Source organism: Actinomycetota bacterium (assembly GCA_035536535.1).
Classification (GTDB): Bacteria; Actinomycetota; JAICYB01; order JAICYB01; family JAICYB01; genus DATLNZ01.
The window spans coordinates 1-13,328 of the sequence record DATLNZ010000014.1; the positions used below are offsets into that span (position 1 = coordinate 1).

At 68.2% G+C, this 13,328-nt stretch carries 16 protein-coding genes and 1 tRNA gene; 13 read left to right on the top strand and 4 right to left on the bottom strand.

Annotation, left to right across the window (positions count from 1 at the left end; translation table 11 throughout):
* Window positions 1-250 (top strand): SAM-dependent methyltransferase (locus VNE62_01125; protein HVE90891.1); only part of this gene is annotated, 250 nt, incomplete at its 5' end.
* Between the two features lie 87 nt (window positions 251-337).
* Here the strand turns inward: VNE62_01125 and VNE62_01130 are convergent.
* Window positions 338-411 (bottom strand) — tRNA-Met (locus VNE62_01130).
* Between the two features lie 118 nt (window positions 412-529).
* Between VNE62_01130 and VNE62_01135 the strand changes: the two genes are divergently transcribed.
* The 3 genes from VNE62_01135 to VNE62_01145 are packed head-to-tail and all read left to right on the top strand — an operon-like array spanning window position 530 to window position 2,514.
* Window positions 530-1,219 (top strand): pentapeptide repeat-containing protein, encoded by a 690-nt coding sequence (locus VNE62_01135; GenBank protein HVE90892.1) that lies wholly within the window; start codon window positions 530-532, stop codon window positions 1,217-1,219.
* Window positions 1,220-1,663: a GNAT family N-acetyltransferase gene (locus VNE62_01140; GenBank protein HVE90893.1), complete on the top strand. Its 444-nt coding sequence runs from the start codon at window positions 1,220-1,222 to the stop codon at window positions 1,661-1,663.
* Complete coding sequence (locus tag VNE62_01145; GenBank protein ID HVE90894.1) at window positions 1,663-2,514, top strand: aminoglycoside phosphotransferase family protein; 852 nt, start codon at window positions 1,663-1,665, stop codon at window positions 2,512-2,514. Before VNE62_01140 ends, VNE62_01145 begins: the two co-directional genes overlap by 1 nt.
* On the opposite strand, the gene VNE62_01150 is transcribed toward VNE62_01145, so the two are convergent.
* The gene (locus VNE62_01150; protein HVE90895.1) at window positions 2,511-3,278 is read right to left on the bottom strand and encodes an NAD-dependent deacylase; all 768 of its coding nucleotides are present in this window, start codon (window positions 3,276-3,278) and stop codon (window positions 2,511-2,513) included. The genes VNE62_01145 and VNE62_01150 overlap by 4 nt on opposite strands.
* 137 nt (window positions 3,279-3,415) lie before the next feature.
* Between VNE62_01150 and sufB the strand changes: the two genes are divergently transcribed.
* Together sufB and VNE62_01160 are read left to right on the top strand one after the other, a co-directional pair.
* On the top strand, window positions 3,416-4,825 hold the full coding sequence (sufB, locus tag VNE62_01155; GenBank protein HVE90896.1) for a Fe-S cluster assembly protein SufB: 1,410 nt from the start codon (window positions 3,416-3,418) through the stop codon (window positions 4,823-4,825).
* Window positions 4,826-5,052: 227 nt separating this feature from the next.
* Window positions 5,053-5,799 carry a metallophosphoesterase gene (locus tag VNE62_01160; protein HVE90897.1) on the top strand — a complete coding sequence of 249 codons (747 nt, stop codon included), beginning with the start codon at window positions 5,053-5,055 and terminating at the stop codon, window positions 5,797-5,799.
* A gap of 24 nt (window positions 5,800-5,823) precedes the next feature.
* Here the strand turns inward: VNE62_01160 and VNE62_01165 are convergent, their stop codons facing one another.
* A complete protein-coding gene (locus VNE62_01165) occupies window positions 5,824-6,831 on the bottom strand; it encodes a peptide-N4-asparagine amidase (GenBank protein HVE90898.1) in 1,008 nt (335 codons plus the stop codon).
* Between the two features lie 99 nt (window positions 6,832-6,930).
* Here VNE62_01165 and sufD point away from each other — a divergent pair, with 99 nt between their 5' ends.
* From sufD to VNE62_01195, 6 genes are read left to right on the top strand one after another with little or no spacing between them, the layout of a single operon-like run.
* Window positions 6,931-8,241, top strand: coding sequence for a Fe-S cluster assembly protein SufD (sufD, locus tag VNE62_01170; protein HVE90899.1), 1,311 nt, complete (start codon window positions 6,931-6,933; stop codon window positions 8,239-8,241).
* Window positions 8,238-8,564, top strand: a complete 327-nt coding sequence (locus tag VNE62_01175; protein ID HVE90900.1) for a non-heme iron oxygenase ferredoxin subunit — start codon at window positions 8,238-8,240, stop codon at window positions 8,562-8,564. The genes sufD and VNE62_01175 overlap by 4 nt, the downstream gene beginning before the upstream one ends.
* Window positions 8,561-9,337 (top strand): Fe-S cluster assembly ATPase SufC, encoded by a 777-nt coding sequence (sufC, locus tag VNE62_01180; protein ID HVE90901.1) that lies wholly within the window; start codon window positions 8,561-8,563, stop codon window positions 9,335-9,337. The genes VNE62_01175 and sufC overlap by 4 nt, the downstream gene beginning before the upstream one ends.
* Window positions 9,334-10,581 carry a cysteine desulfurase gene (locus VNE62_01185; GenBank protein HVE90902.1) on the top strand — a complete coding sequence of 416 codons (1,248 nt, stop codon included), beginning with the start codon at window positions 9,334-9,336 and terminating at the stop codon, window positions 10,579-10,581. The genes sufC and VNE62_01185 overlap by 4 nt, the downstream gene beginning before the upstream one ends.
* A gap of 2 nt (window positions 10,582-10,583) precedes the next feature.
* Window positions 10,584-11,012 (top strand): SUF system NifU family Fe-S cluster assembly protein, encoded by a 429-nt coding sequence (locus tag VNE62_01190; protein ID HVE90903.1) that lies wholly within the window; start codon window positions 10,584-10,586, stop codon window positions 11,010-11,012.
* Entirely contained in the window at window positions 11,009-11,329 is a 321-nt protein-coding gene (locus tag VNE62_01195; protein ID HVE90904.1) for a metal-sulfur cluster assembly factor, read from the top strand. Before VNE62_01190 ends, VNE62_01195 begins: the two co-directional genes overlap by 4 nt.
* Before the next feature lie 15 nt (window positions 11,330-11,344).
* Here the strand turns inward: VNE62_01195 and VNE62_01200 are convergent, their stop codons facing one another.
* On the bottom strand, window positions 11,345-12,142 hold the full coding sequence (locus VNE62_01200; protein ID HVE90905.1) for a DUF3105 domain-containing protein: 798 nt from the start codon (window positions 12,140-12,142) through the stop codon (window positions 11,345-11,347).
* 44 nt (window positions 12,143-12,186) lie between these two features.
* Here VNE62_01200 and lnt point away from each other — a divergent pair.
* Window positions 12,187-13,328 (top strand): apolipoprotein N-acyltransferase (gene lnt / locus VNE62_01205; GenBank protein HVE90906.1); only part of this gene is annotated, 1,142 nt, incomplete at its 3' end.

Sequence of the window (13,328 nt, forward strand, 5' to 3'; positions counted from 1 at the left end):
CCCCGCTGACTGCGTCGACGGCTTCACCGAGGCTTTCTACGCACGGCCCGAACGGCTCCTTGATCCTGAGGTGCGAGGCGGGCAGTCGGCGTGGGGTTTCGTGGCCGAGGAGGCGCAGGCGCGGTTTGTGTCCCGGCTAAGCGCCGATCTGGATTCCGGGGAGTGGGACCGCAAGTACGGCGTGTGGCGCACCCGCCCGCGCTTTGAGGGCTCGATGCGTCTGATCGTATGCCGGGCCCCCGGCGACTGATGTGAGAGGCGACGACGGCAGGTCGGTCCGGGAAAAAGAAGAGGGCCGGGACACCAGTCCCGGCCTCCTGAGCTGCTGTTTCCTTTGTAGCGGGGGCAGGATTTGAACCTGCGACCTCCGGGTTATGAGCCCGGCGAGCTACCTGACTGCTCCACCCCGCGTCGTAGGCGAAAGTATATCGAAGCCGGCTTGGACCTGCCGCCCAAGGCGGATTGTGACAATGACCAGAACCGCATCGCTCGAGGCGGGACCGGCGGCACGAGAGGCTTGTCGTTGGAGATGAAGTCGGAGGTTGTCAAAGGGGCTTCGTTCGAGGGGCTGGACGTCGTCGCCGAGCTCGGGGAGAGAGCGCACCGTTTCATCTCCTGCTCGTTCAGAGGAGCAGTCGTGGACGACGCCGCCTGGACGGGGGTGTCGTTCGAGCAGTGTGACCTCACCAACGCCCGGTTCATCGACTCGGACTTGTGCGGCAGCAGGTGGCTGCGCTGCACCGGCGATCGTCCGGCCTTCGGGAACTGCGACCTGACGGAGGCCCTCTTCGAGGGGTGTGACCTCGCCGGCGCGGGCTTTGCGTCCATATCCGCTGCGGACGCGGCCTGGCGAGACTGCAAGCTGCTGAACGCCACATTCACGGACCTGCAGGGGTTCGGGTGGGACTTCTCGTCCTGCGTGCTGATGTACGCCGATCTCAGGGACCTGGGCTTCCGCAAGCACGTGCTCGACCGGCTGGACCTCACCGAGAGCGACCTGCGTGGCGCGGATTTCCGCGAGGCTTCCTTTCGCGACGTGAAGCTGGTCAGAGCCGACATCCGTGGAGCAGACTTCCTCGGCGCTGACCTGCGCGGCGCCGACCTCGGCCCCCTCGACGACCTCGAGCGGCTGTCCGCGCTGAAAGGGGCGATCATCTCGCCCCACCAGGCGATAGTGGTGGCGGGGGCTCTCGGAATCAACGTCTTGGGCGACGACTAGATGCAGATCCGGATCCTGCAGCCGGGAGACGAGAGGGTGCTCGACAACGTGGCGCCCGAAGTCTTCGATCACGCGATCAATGCCAAAGCTTCGGCCGAGTTCCTGAGGGACCCCCGTCATCACCTCGCGGTGGCGGTGGACGACGGCCTCGTGGTCGGGTTCGTCTCCGCCGTCCACTACGTCCACCCGGACAAGGTGCAGCCGGAGATGTGGATCAACGAGGTGTCCGTCGCGGCCGGATACAGAAGGCGCGGGATTGCACGCCAGCTGCTGCGGGCGGTCCTGGAGGTCGGTTCCGATCTTGGTTGCACCGAGGCATGGGTGCTGACGGACAGGAGCAACGAGGCGGCCATGAACCTGTATTCCTCGGTCGGCCTGATCGACGGACCCAGCGACCACGTGATGTTCACGTTCCAGCCTCGACGGCCAGATCCAGGCGATTAGTGCTCGAGGTTCCCAGCCGGCTCAAGGACAGCTGCCGGGGTGACCCTCTCCGGGAGACGTGGCTGCGCGCCCTGCCGGACGTGGTCGCCGAGCTCCAGATCCGGTGGTCGCTCGAGCCCGGCCCCCCGTACTCAGGCGCCACTGCCGCGTGGGTGGCGCCGGTGCACCGGCAGGCTGGGCCGGCCGTGGTGAAGGTCTCGATGCCCCACATGGAGGCCGAGGGCGAGATCGACGGACTGCGGTTCTGGGACGGCGACCCGACGGTGAGGCTGCTGGAGGCAGACGACAGCCTCGGCGCGATGCTTCTGGAGCAGTGCGAGCCGGGCTCGACGCTGCGTGAGCGGCCGGAGGAGGAGCAGGACGTGGTCATCGCGGTCCTCCTGCGGCGCATGTGGCGCGCACCGGCGGAGCCGCACCCGTTCCGGCCCCTGTCGGAGATGACGTCCCACTGGGCCGCCGAGACCGGCTTCCAGAAGGACCGGTGGCCGGACCAGGGACTCGTTGCAGAGGGGCTGCGGCTGCTCGAGGAGCTGCCGGCGACGGCTGCCGACCACGTGCTGCTGGCGACGGACCTGCACGCGGGCAACGTCCTTGCCGCCGGCAGGCAGCCGTGGCTCGTCATCGACCCCAAGCCGTTCATCGGCGACCCCGCCTACGACGCGACGCAGCACCTGTTCAACTGCAGGTCCCGGCTGGAGGCTGATCCCACCGGGACGATCAACCGCTTCGCGGGGCTGCTCGATGTGGACGCGGAACGCGTCCGGCTCTGGACGTTCGCCCGGACGGCGGCCGAGCCCCGCGACGACTGGGGCTCTGAGTCGCTGGAGCTGGCCCGGGCCTTGGCCCCCTAGCCCGGGGGCGCGCCGATCAGCGCCTCCACGCGTCCGAGCAGGTCCTGGAGAGTCGGTCCGGCCTCGGCGTTGACGACGGCGTCCGCTATGGAGTCCACGGGCGTCGGCTCCCGGTTCACGATCACGACCTTCGCGCCCGCTCTCTTGGCCAGCAGAGGAAGGTCGCAGGCCGGGTAGACCACCAGCGAGGACCCCACCACCAGGCACAGGTCGGAGCTCACCGACCACTCATGGGCGTGATCAAGCACGTGCGTCGGAATCGACTGGCCGAACGAGACGGTGGCCGCCTTGATGATGCCGCCGCAGGATGTGCACCTCGGGTCCTCCTCCCCGGCCTCCAGCCGCTTCATGACCTCCCGGTGCGGCCAGGTGGCGCTGCAGGACAGGCAGGCGATCGTGCGCATCGTCCCATGCAGCTCCACCACCGTCGACCCGGCCTGCTGGTGTAGTCCGTCGATGTTCTGGGTGATCACTCCGCGCAGGCACCCGAGCTGTTCCAGCCTCGTCAGCGCCCGGTGCCCCGCGTTGGGCGCGTGCTCCCGGGACCACAGCTCCATGCGCATCTGCCAGGCCTCCTTGCGGACCTCCTCGCTGACCAGGTAGCGCTGGAAGGTCAGCTTTCGGGGGTCGTGGCGGGTCCAGACGCCGCCGGGGGACCGGAAGTCCGGGATGCCGGACTCGGTGGAGATGCCGGCTCCGGTGAACCCGACGCCGCGGCGGGCGCCGGCGATCCACTGCGCGATCTCGTCCAGAGTGTCGGGCATCGGGTAGGATCCTACAGCCCCGGAAGTTGCCGTTGACCTGCGGTTTCGTCGTCAGGCAGCCCCCTCCGGGCCTGGACGCCTTAATCCAATGGCGGTAGTATTTAGTAGAACCCCAACCCGAAGAGAGGTCCCACTTCATGGCGCAGCGGATCGAGATCGACCCCCAGGGCACCTACGAGCAGAAATGGGGCTGGCGCGACCCCGACAGCTACGTGTTCAAGCCGTCCAGGGGCCTGGACCGAACCAAGGTCGAGGAGATCTCGTTTATGAAGTCCGAGCCGGACTGGATGCGCCAGTTCCGCCTCAAGTCCTACGACCGATACGAGCGGCGTCCGATGCCGCCCTGGGGCGCGGACCTGTCGGGCATCGACCTCGACAACATCTTCTACTTCCTGCGCGCGACCGACCGTCCGGAGAGGTCGTGGGACGACGTGCCGGACGACATCAAGGACACGTTCGACCGCTTGGGCATTCCGGAGGCCGAGAAGAAGTACCTGTCCGGCGTCTCTGCGCAGTACGAAAGTGAAGTCGTATACCACTCGGTCAAGGAGTCGCTGTCCAAGCAGGGCGTGCTGTTCACGGACATGGACACCGCCGTCAAGGACCACCCGGAGATCGTCCAGAAGTACTTCGCCAAGGTCATCGCGCCGAACGACAACAAGCTGGCGGCGCTGAACTCAGCCGTGTGGTCCGGAGGGTCGTTCATCTACGTGCCCCCCGGCGTGAAGGTGGACATCCCGCTGCAGGCCTACTTCCGTATCAACGCCGAGAACATGGGGCAGTTCGAGCGGACGCTGATCATCGCCGACGAAGGCTCCTACGTTCACTACGTCGAGGGCTGCACGGCCCCCACGTACTCCTCTGCCTCCCTGCACTCTGCCGTGGTCGAGCTCGTGGCTCTGCCGCACAGCCGCATCCGGTACACGACGATCCAGAACTGGGCGGGCAACGTCTACAACCTCGTCACTAAGCGGGCCGTCGCCGAGGAGGGCGCCGTCGTGGAGTGGGTCGACGGCAACATCGGCTCGAAGGTGACGATGAAGTACCCGGCCGTGGTCCTCAAGGGACGCAAGGCGCACGGCGAGGTCCTGTCGCTTGCGATGGCCGGCCGCGGCCAGCACCAGGACACGGGCGCGAAGATGACCCACGCGGCTCCCGAGACGACGTCCACGATCATCTCCAAGTCCATCTCCAAGGACGGGGGCCGGACGTCCTACCGCGGACTGGTTCGTGTCGAGCCGGGTGCGGTGCGGTCAAAGTCCAACGTCGTGTGCGACGCGCTCCTGATCGACGACGAGTCGATCTCGGACACCTACCCCACGATCGACATCCGCGAGGACCAGGTCGATATCGGGCACGAGGCCCGGGTGGCGCGCATCGGTGACGAGCAGATGTTCTACCTGCAGAGCCGCGGGATCGCGGAGGCCGAGGCGGCCGCGATGATCGTCCGGGGGTTCATCGAGCCGATCACCAAGCAGCTTCCGATGGAGTACGCGGTCGAGCTCAACCGGCTGATCGAGCTCGAGATGGAGGGCTCCGTAGGCTGAGCGGCCGGCGGCCGGCAGTCTCGGTCGTCACCGCGTTCCTGCTCGTCTGCGCGTCCTGCTCGCAACCGCCGCCGGCCCCCAGCCGCCCGGTGCGGGCGTCGGCGACTCCTCAGGCGTCTCCGACACCGTCCGCTGAACCGGGACCCTCTGCGTCCGGCGCGCCACCATCGGCCGTCGCGACATCTTCACCGCTGCTCGCGGACCGGGCACCCCGCCGTCCCGGCGAGTTGCGCTTCGCGGTCGTGGGCGATTTCGGGACGGCAACGGCGTCCGAGAACGATGTGGCCGCGGCCGTCCGGGCGCGGGAGCCCGAGCTCGACGCCCTCGTGACGACCGGCGACAACATCTACCCGGGCGGGGAGCCGGCGCGGTTCGAGGCGGCGTGGCACCGGCCCTACGGGTGGGTCGCTCAGTCGCGGCTCCCGGTGGTGGCCTCCATCGGCAACCACGACGTCCGCACTTCGGGCGGGGCGCCGGTGATGCGCCTGCTGGGGATGCCCGGGCCCTTTTACGAAAGGACCATCGACCCGGTGCGGTTCATCGTGCTGGACTCCAACCGCCCTTCGGATCCGGAGCAGGACAGGTTCCTCACGACGACGCTCGCGCGCCCGGACCCCGGATGGACGGTCGTGGTGTTCCACCGTCCGGCCTTCACGTGTGGCATCTACGGAGAGGGAGCCGAGTCGGTCCGTAGGTGGCACCCGGCGCTCGTGGCGGCGGGGGTGGACCTCGTCCTCAGCGGGCACGACCACAACTACCAGCGTTTCCACGAGGTGGACGGGGTGACCTACGTCGTCACCGGCGGCGGGGGAGCGAAGCCGTACCCGATGCGACGGTGCCTGGCGGGAAACCCGCCCCCGGCGGCCTCCGCGGTCGTCCATCACTTCACCGAGGTGACCGCCACCCGGCAGGAGCTGTCGATTCGGGCGGTCGACGTCCGGGGCGCGCATCTGGACGAGGTGGTGCTGCAGTGACGGCCGGGACGCCCCCTGACCGGGTCAGTTCCGAAGCAGAAAGCTCAGGCTGGTGATCCAGCGGCCCCCGTCGCGGCCCCCCTCCTGGACGACCTCCACCGTCCGGGCTCCGGACAGCAGGGCGAGGTCCGACGGCGCGATCTCGGCCCGGTAGGGAGGGATCTCTCCGTTGCCCGTATGCACTCCCGCCACGTCCAAGGCTTGGTGCGCCGTCCACCACATGACCGGGTGGACGGTGTCGCCGAACTCCGACGTTCCGGGTCCGGCGCAGGGTGTGTTTGCGTTGTCGTTGCCGAAGCCCGCCAGCGCGTACACATAGGGTGCCGAGACCGCCGTCGCCACCTCGACTCCGTCCACCAGGACATGGAACCGAGGGGGAAGTCCGGACATGTACCAGAACTCGCCGGCCTGTCCGTGTCCGCTCAGGGTGAGCTCCATCGAGGCCGAGGCGGGGGCGGGATCCGGGAACGTCACCGGTGCCGACAGCTTCGCGCGATGGCCCGTCAGGGAGCGGTAGGCCACCGAGGCGACCGGCTGCGCCGGCTGCCGGACCAGCGCCGACGTCGGCTCGTCGTCGTACAGCTCGAGCGTCACGGATCCGAGGATGGTCCCCACGTAGGTCCCGAAGTACAGGGTGACGGCGGCCGTGCCCCCGGCGGGCAGCAGACGCGAGAACTCCGTGACGTCCTTGCGGACGGTGAACGCAGTCCTCGGTGTTGTCCCCCTCAGTACCTCGACGCCTCCTATCGCTACGCCGAAGACTCGGTCCCAGGGGTCCCCGTCCGGCCGGGAGCTGAAGACCAGGACGATGCGGTCCCAGTCGCCTGCCGGAACGGAGACGGACTTCGTCCGGCCCGACTCGGTGCACGTGAACGGCTCGTCGGTGAACGCCGTGACGGTCACGCCGGGAGCCGACGCTGCGGGGACGTCCGGGCCCTCTACGGACGGGACCGCGGGGGTCGCTGCCGCGGGTGCGCCGGCTGCCAGGAGCAGTGCCGTGACGAGGGCGACGACGGGGCGGGGTGACCTCATGCGCAAAGGGTTCTGGCCCGGCGCCTCCAGTCCTGCCCGGGCCCCTTGAGCCACTTAACACAACGGCGGTAGTATTTAGTGATCCGGAGCGGGAGACCCATGACGACCACGTCCATAAACGCCACACACGTAGACGCCCTGGCCTCCGGCGCGCCCGAATGGGCCGGCTCCCTGCGCCGCGCCGCCTGGGAGCGCCACCTTGAGATGCCAGCCCCCACCCCCTACGAGGAGGTGTGGCGATTCACGGACATGAGCCTGCTGGACCTGTCCACCTTCGGCCGGGTCCAGGCCCAGTCCGCCCCCCCGGCAACGACAGGGGAGACCTCGGCGTTCGATCTGGCGGGCGGATCCGCAGCCGGCACGGCGACCCACATCGATTCGCTTCACGCCGGCACCGAGCTGTCCGAGGATGCGCGCGCGGCGGGGATCGTCTACATGCCGCTGGACAAAGCGCTCGTGGAGCACGAGGACATCGTGCGGCCGCGGCTCGGCTCCCTGGTCGGAGCCTCGGACCACTTCACCTCCTGGCAGCTGGCTACGCACAGCGGAGGCATGTTCCTGTACGTCCCGCGCGACGTGGTGGTGGAGCAGCCGATCAGCTCGCTGCACCGTCTGACCGCCGGCGGGGTCGCCGTTGCGACCCGGACCCTGGTCGTTGTCGAGCCGGGGGCCAAGGTTGTCTTCAACGACGTCTACACCGGGCAAGCTCTGGACTCTCCTTCACTTCACGCTCCCGTGGTCGAGCTGTTCATCGGACAGGGCGCGAGCGTGGGCTGGCTGACCTGGCAGGACCTCGGCCCCGGCACGCGGCACCTCGCCCACGTCAAGGCGCACCTGGAGCGCGACGCGCGGCTGGAGTCGCTGGTAGTGACGCTCGGCGGTGACTACTCCCGGACTTGGAAGGAGTGCGCGATGGCCGGCGAGGGGTCCTCGAGCGTGATGCTCGGGCTGTTCTTCCCCCACGGCTCGCAGCGCTTTGAGCACTGGACGGTGCAGGACCACGTCCGGCCGCACACGACGTCCGACCTTTTGTACAAGGGAGCTCTGGCCGACGACTCCAACTGCGTGTACTACGGGACCATCAGGGTCCGTCCGGGGGCCGCCAGGACCGACGCCTACCAGGCCAACCGCAACCTCGCGCTGTCGCCCAAGGCGCGCGTCGTCACGCAGCCGCAGCTGGAGATAGAGAACAACGACGTCCGCTGCACGCACGGCGCGACGATCGGACAGGTAGACCCCGACCACCTCTTTTACATCCAGTCACGCGGGGTCGAGCGCGAACAGGCGGAGCAGCTGGTGGTCTTCGGGTTCTTCAACGAGGTGCTGGAGCGGGTCCAGTGGTCGGGGATGCACGAGCGGCTGGCCGACGCCATCGCCACGAAGATGAAGCTGCAAAGGGGTGTTTCTTGAGGTTCGTAAAGGCGGCGCAGCTGTCCGACCTTCTGGCGGACGACGCCGTGCGAGTGGAGGTCGAGGGGACACCTGTGGCCGTGGTCCGCGTCCGAGACGAGGTGTTCGCCGTGTCCGACGTCTGCACCCACGAGGACACGTCGCTGGCCGAAGGATTCGTCGAAGGGTATGCCCTGGAGTGCCCGCTGCACGGGGCCTCCTTTGACGTCCGCACCGGGGAGGTGCTGGCGCTGCCGGCCACCCGCAACCTGCCGACCTATCCCGTCCGCGTCGAGGGCGACGACGTCCTCGTAGGCATCGAAGACCAACAGGAGACGACATGACCAAGCCGATTCTCGCCATCCAGGACCTGCACGTGACCGTGGAGGACAAGCCGATCCTGCGCGGCCTGGACCTGGAGGTCCACCGCGGCAAGGTCCACGCCGTGATGGGACCCAACGGGTCGGGCAAGTCGACGATGGCCAACGTCCTGCTCGGACATCCCGCCTACGAGATCACGTCCGGACGCATCGAGTTCAAAGGCGAGGACATCACCGAGATGGCCCCCGAGGAGCGGGCCAGGCTTGGGCTGTTCCTCGCCTTCCAGTACCCCGTGGAGGTGCCGGGGGTGTCGGTGTCCAACTTCCTGCGGACGGCGATGGGAGCCGTCCGAGGACAGGCCGTCCCCGTACGCGAGTTCATGACCGAGCTGAAGGCCACCATGGCCCGCCTCGGCATGGACCCGGACTTCGCCCGCCGCAACATCAACGAGGGCTTTTCCGGCGGTGAGAAGAAGCGCAACGAGGTCCTTCAGATGGCGCTTCTGCGCCCGGAGCTGGCGGTCCTGGACGAAACCGACTCGGGCCTGGACATCGACGCCATCCGGGTGGTGTCCGATGCCGTGAACCAGCTACGTTCCCCGGAGATCGGCTTTCTCGTGATCACGCACTACAAGCGGCTGCTGAACTACATCCGGCCCGACGTCGTTCACGTGCTGCTCGATGGACGCGTGGTGAAGTCCGGGGGCCCGGAGCTGGCCGACGAGCTGGAGCAGACGGGATACGAGGAGCTTCGCCGCCAGTTCGGTCTCGCCGAGGAGGCGCCGGCGCCGGCATGACCCCCGACTTCGCCGCCCTCAGGTCCGACTTCCCGATCCTTGACCGGGAGGTAAACGGCCGGCGACTCGTCTATCTGGACTCGGCCGCCACGTCGCAGAAGCCGCGCCAGGTGATCGATGCGATGTCGGACTACTACGAGCGCTACAACGCAAACGTCCATCGCGGCGTGTACTCACTGGCGGAGCAGGCCACGGCCGCGTTCGAGGGCGCCCGGATGAAGGTCGCCCAGTTCGTCGGTGCCCCAGATCCGATGGGGTGCGTGTTCACCAAGAACTGCACGGAGGCCATCAACCTGGTCGCCTACGCCTGGGCACGCCGGCGGCTGAAGCCGGGCGACGAGATCCTCGTCACCGAGATGGAGCACCACTCCAACCTCGTCCCCTGGCACATGACGGCTCAGGACACCGGTGCGGTCGTGAAGTTCATCGGCGTGACCGACGGCGGAGAGCTCGACCTGGCCCAGCTCGACGGCCTGCTGACCGATCGCACCAAGCTCGTCGCCGTAACCGCTATGTCGAACGTGCTGGGGGTGCTCAACGACGTTTCCCGGATCGCGGAGGCGGCGCACGCGGTGGGCGCCCTGGTGCTGGCCGATGTCGCGCAGCTGGTCGCTCACGCGCCCTGCGACTTCACGTCGCTGGGCTGCGACTTCATGGCCTTCTCGGGGCACAAGATGCTCGGCCCCACGGGCATCGGCGTGCTGGTGGCGCGGCGGGAACTGCTGGACGACATGAACCCGTTCCTCGGCGGCGGGGAGATGATCCGCGACGTGACGATGGAGGGCGCCACCTACACCGACGTCCCGTGGAAGTTCGAGGCGGGCACGCCCGTGATAGCGGAGGCCATAGGACTGGGTGCCGCGGTGGACTACCTGTCGGCCATCGGGATGGATGCCGTCAGGGACCACGAGACGGAGCTGGTTCGCTACGGCCTCAAGGCCCTGGACTCGATCGACGATTTGGTCGTCTACGGCCCGAAGGACCCCGAGAGGCGCGGTTCGGCGCTGAGCTTCAACGTCTTCGACTCCTCCGGCGAGCTCCTTCACCCGCACGACCTGGGCACGATGCTGGACCAGCACGGAGTCGCGATACGCGCCGGCCACCACTGCGCCCGGCCGCTCATGCGCCGCTACGATGTGCCCGCGATGTGCCGCGCGTCCTGCTACGTCTACAACTCCGAAGCCGATCTCGACGCGCTCGTCGAGGCGATCGACAAGACCAAGCGCTTTTTCGCGGGGGCCTAGGGATGTCCGCAGACGACCTGTACCGCGAGATCATCCTCGACCCCTACCGCTCGCCGCGGAACACGAGGCGGGGGGTGGAGGGCGCCATCGCCGTTAAGCACGACAATCCGCTGTGCGGAGACGAGTTGCACCTGGCGGTGGACGTCCAGTCAGGGGGCCTCGCGGACGTCGCCTTCGACGGGCGGGGGTGCTCGATCTCCCAGGCGTCGGCGTCGATGATGACGGAGGCGGTCCGGGGCATGAGCGTGGCCGACGCTCTGGGACTCACGGAGACGGTCCGTCAGATGATGCACGGCGAACCGCCCCCCGAAGACCTCGGCGACCTGATGGCTCTCGAGGGAGTGGCGAAGTTCCCCGTCCGGGTCAAGTGCGCGCTGCTGGCCTGGATGGCCCTGAAGGACGCGCTCGGCCAATCCACGGAGGCGCCATGACCACCAAAACGATCGACGAGCAGGCGTGCTGGGAGGCCCTGACGGCCGTGCTCGACCCCGAGATAGGGGTCGACGTCGTAAACCTCGGCCTGATCTACGGAGTGGAGATCGAGGGTTCGCGCGTCAACGTCCGGATGACGCTGACCTCGATGGGCTGTCCGATGACCGACCTCATGGCCTTTCAGGCCAAGGAAGCGGTGGGGACGGTCCCGGGGGTCGAGGAGGTAAACGTGGACTTCACGTTCGACCCTCCCTGGTCACCGGACCGGATGACAGAAGAGGGCCGGGAAATGCTCCAGGCCATGGGCTTCTGGTAGGCGACCTGCCCCCGCTTAGGGGGCGTTGGGCTCCGGAGCGCTCTTCGCTTCCCTGAACCGGTCGACGAACGCGTCGATGACCTTCTTGTCAACGGCCGGGCAGGTCTGCATCCGGCCCCACGCCGTTAGCGCAACCTTGCCGTCCTTCAGTTTCGGGTAGGGGACGACAATCACCTTCTCCTGCTCCCCGTAGGCGTCCTCAAGCTTCTCGAGGTCGGCGTCCTCGAGCCCGTTGTGCCAGACGATGATGTAGCCGTGCTCCAGGGAGTGCACCGCCTGCACGATCGTCGGCGGGTTCTGCGGGTTGTTCGGCTGAGGCGGCGTCTCCGCGAACTGTTCGTCGTAAACCCTGGCCTGCAGCGCCGTGGGCCAGTGACGCCCGTGGGTGGGCGGCGACGTGTCGTACTTCGGCTGCGCCTCGCCCGGCTTCATGTGCTGGTTCTCCCCGGTGTCCCCGGTCTCCTTGATTTCCGAGCAACCAGCGGACCGGGCCACTTTCGCCAGGCGCTTGGCCTCCTGGCGCCCCTGAGCGGCCCGGTAGACCACGAAGCCTGCCGCAGCCAGGACCAGGATGGTCAGGATGGCTACGTTGCGCAGGCGCTTGCGGCGCTGCTGGGCCTGCCGCTTGCGCTGCTGGGCCTCCCGGCGCGCCTTGGCAGAAACCCGACGCTCCTCGGCAGCCGAAGCCGGAACCGCGGCGGCGGGCGCGGGGTGGTCCGGGTCGGGGACCACAGCCTGTGTCTGCGCGGGACGAGGACCCCTCGGCGGGGCCTGCCGCTTTTTCTTTCCCGACTTCTTCTTTTTGCTCGGCATCGGCACACAGGATAACCATGTGGCGGCCGCTAAAATAAATCCACGTGCGCGGTCGCAGGCGCCTGATGGCGCTGGGCCTGTCCCTGTCGTCCTCGGCGCTCCTGGCTTTGTCCAGCGAGCCCTTCGCTTTCGCTCCCGTGGCCTGGGTCGCCCTGACGCCCCTGTTCGTGGCCATCCTGCGGGAGCCGAAGTGGCGCTGGTCGGCGCTGTACGGCTTCGTCTGCGGCGCCGCCTACTTCGCTTTCCACCTGTCGTGGATCTTTTTGTTCGGCTGGATGGCGTGGGTCGGGCTGGTGCTGGTTATGTCGGCGTTCTCCGCGGCGGCCGGATGGGCCGCCGGGGTCGTCCGCAGGCTTCCGCTGGCGCCGGCGCTCGTGGCCGGGGCCTGGACGGGGGCCGAGCTGCTGCGCGATCGCATCCCGTGGGGCGGCTTCTCCTGGGGGACGCTGGGGACTTCGCAGGCGGCGATGCCGGGCGTGCGGTGGCTGGCCGGCACCGTAGGCGCCTTCGGCCTCACCTTCCTGACGGCATTTGTCGCCGCGGTGGTCGCCGACCGCGTGGTCGCCGGTGGGATGCCGTGGGGCAGCATCGGACTGGTCGGCGCAGTCCTCGTGGCGCTGGTGGCGGTGGACGCGGCGATGTTCGCCGGCGCTGGGCAAGGGCGGCCGTTCGAGGTCGCAGTGGTGCAGGGCAACGTCCCGCGCCCGTACGACGAGCTGCGCCAGCGTGAACGCGTCTTTGAAGGGCACATGCGCCTTACGCGCACGCTTCTCGACGATCCGGCAAGGCCCGACCTGGTGGTGTGGGCGGAGGACGCGGTGCGCTCCGATGTATTGCCGGACGCCGACGCGCAGATCGCGGCGCTGGCGGCCGAGCTGGGGACGCCGATGCTGGTGGGGCGATCGGAGACGGACTTCGTGCGCGAGGGGTTCCTCAACCTCGTGGACCACATCGACGAGGCGGGCACGACCGTCGACAGCTACTCAAAGCGTCACCCCGTGCCCTTCGGCGAGTACGTCCCTGTGTCGTTTCTGCGGCGCTTCGTCACGACGCTCGACCAGGTGCCCTACGACATGCTCCGTGGCTCCGAGCCCACCGTCTTCGATGTCTCGGGCACGAAGGTCGCGGCGCCGATCTGCTTTGAATCGGTGTTTCCCCGCGACGTCAGGGTCTTCGCCCGCAAGGG

Excerpts from the sequence above, each read along its gene's own strand:
- VNE62_01135 (HVE90892.1), top strand. The coding sequence starts at position 530 with ATGAAGTCGGAGGTTGTCAAAGGGGCTTCGTTCGAGGGGCTGGACGTC.
- VNE62_01140 (HVE90893.1), top strand. The coding sequence starts at position 1,220 with ATGCAGATCCGGATCCTGCAGCCGGGAGACGAGAGGGTGCTCGACAAC.
- VNE62_01150 (HVE90895.1), bottom strand. The coding sequence starts at position 3,278 with ATGCCCGACACTCTGGACGAGATCGCGCAGTGGATCGCCGGCGCCCGC.
- sufB (HVE90896.1), top strand. The coding sequence starts at position 3,416 with ATGGCGCAGCGGATCGAGATCGACCCCCAGGGCACCTACGAGCAGAAA.
- VNE62_01165 (HVE90898.1), bottom strand. The coding sequence starts at position 6,831 with ATGAGGTCACCCCGCCCCGTCGTCGCCCTCGTCACGGCACTGCTCCTG.
- sufD (HVE90899.1), top strand. The coding sequence starts at position 6,931 with ATGACGACCACGTCCATAAACGCCACACACGTAGACGCCCTGGCCTCC.
- sufC (HVE90901.1), top strand. The coding sequence starts at position 8,561 with ATGACCAAGCCGATTCTCGCCATCCAGGACCTGCACGTGACCGTGGAG.
- VNE62_01185 (HVE90902.1), top strand. The coding sequence starts at position 9,334 with ATGACCCCCGACTTCGCCGCCCTCAGGTCCGACTTCCCGATCCTTGAC.
- VNE62_01190 (HVE90903.1), top strand. The coding sequence starts at position 10,584 with ATGTCCGCAGACGACCTGTACCGCGAGATCATCCTCGACCCCTACCGC.
- VNE62_01195 (HVE90904.1), top strand. The coding sequence starts at position 11,009 with ATGACCACCAAAACGATCGACGAGCAGGCGTGCTGGGAGGCCCTGACG.
- VNE62_01200 (HVE90905.1), bottom strand. The coding sequence starts at position 12,142 with ATGCCGAGCAAAAAGAAGAAGTCGGGAAAGAAAAAGCGGCAGGCCCCG.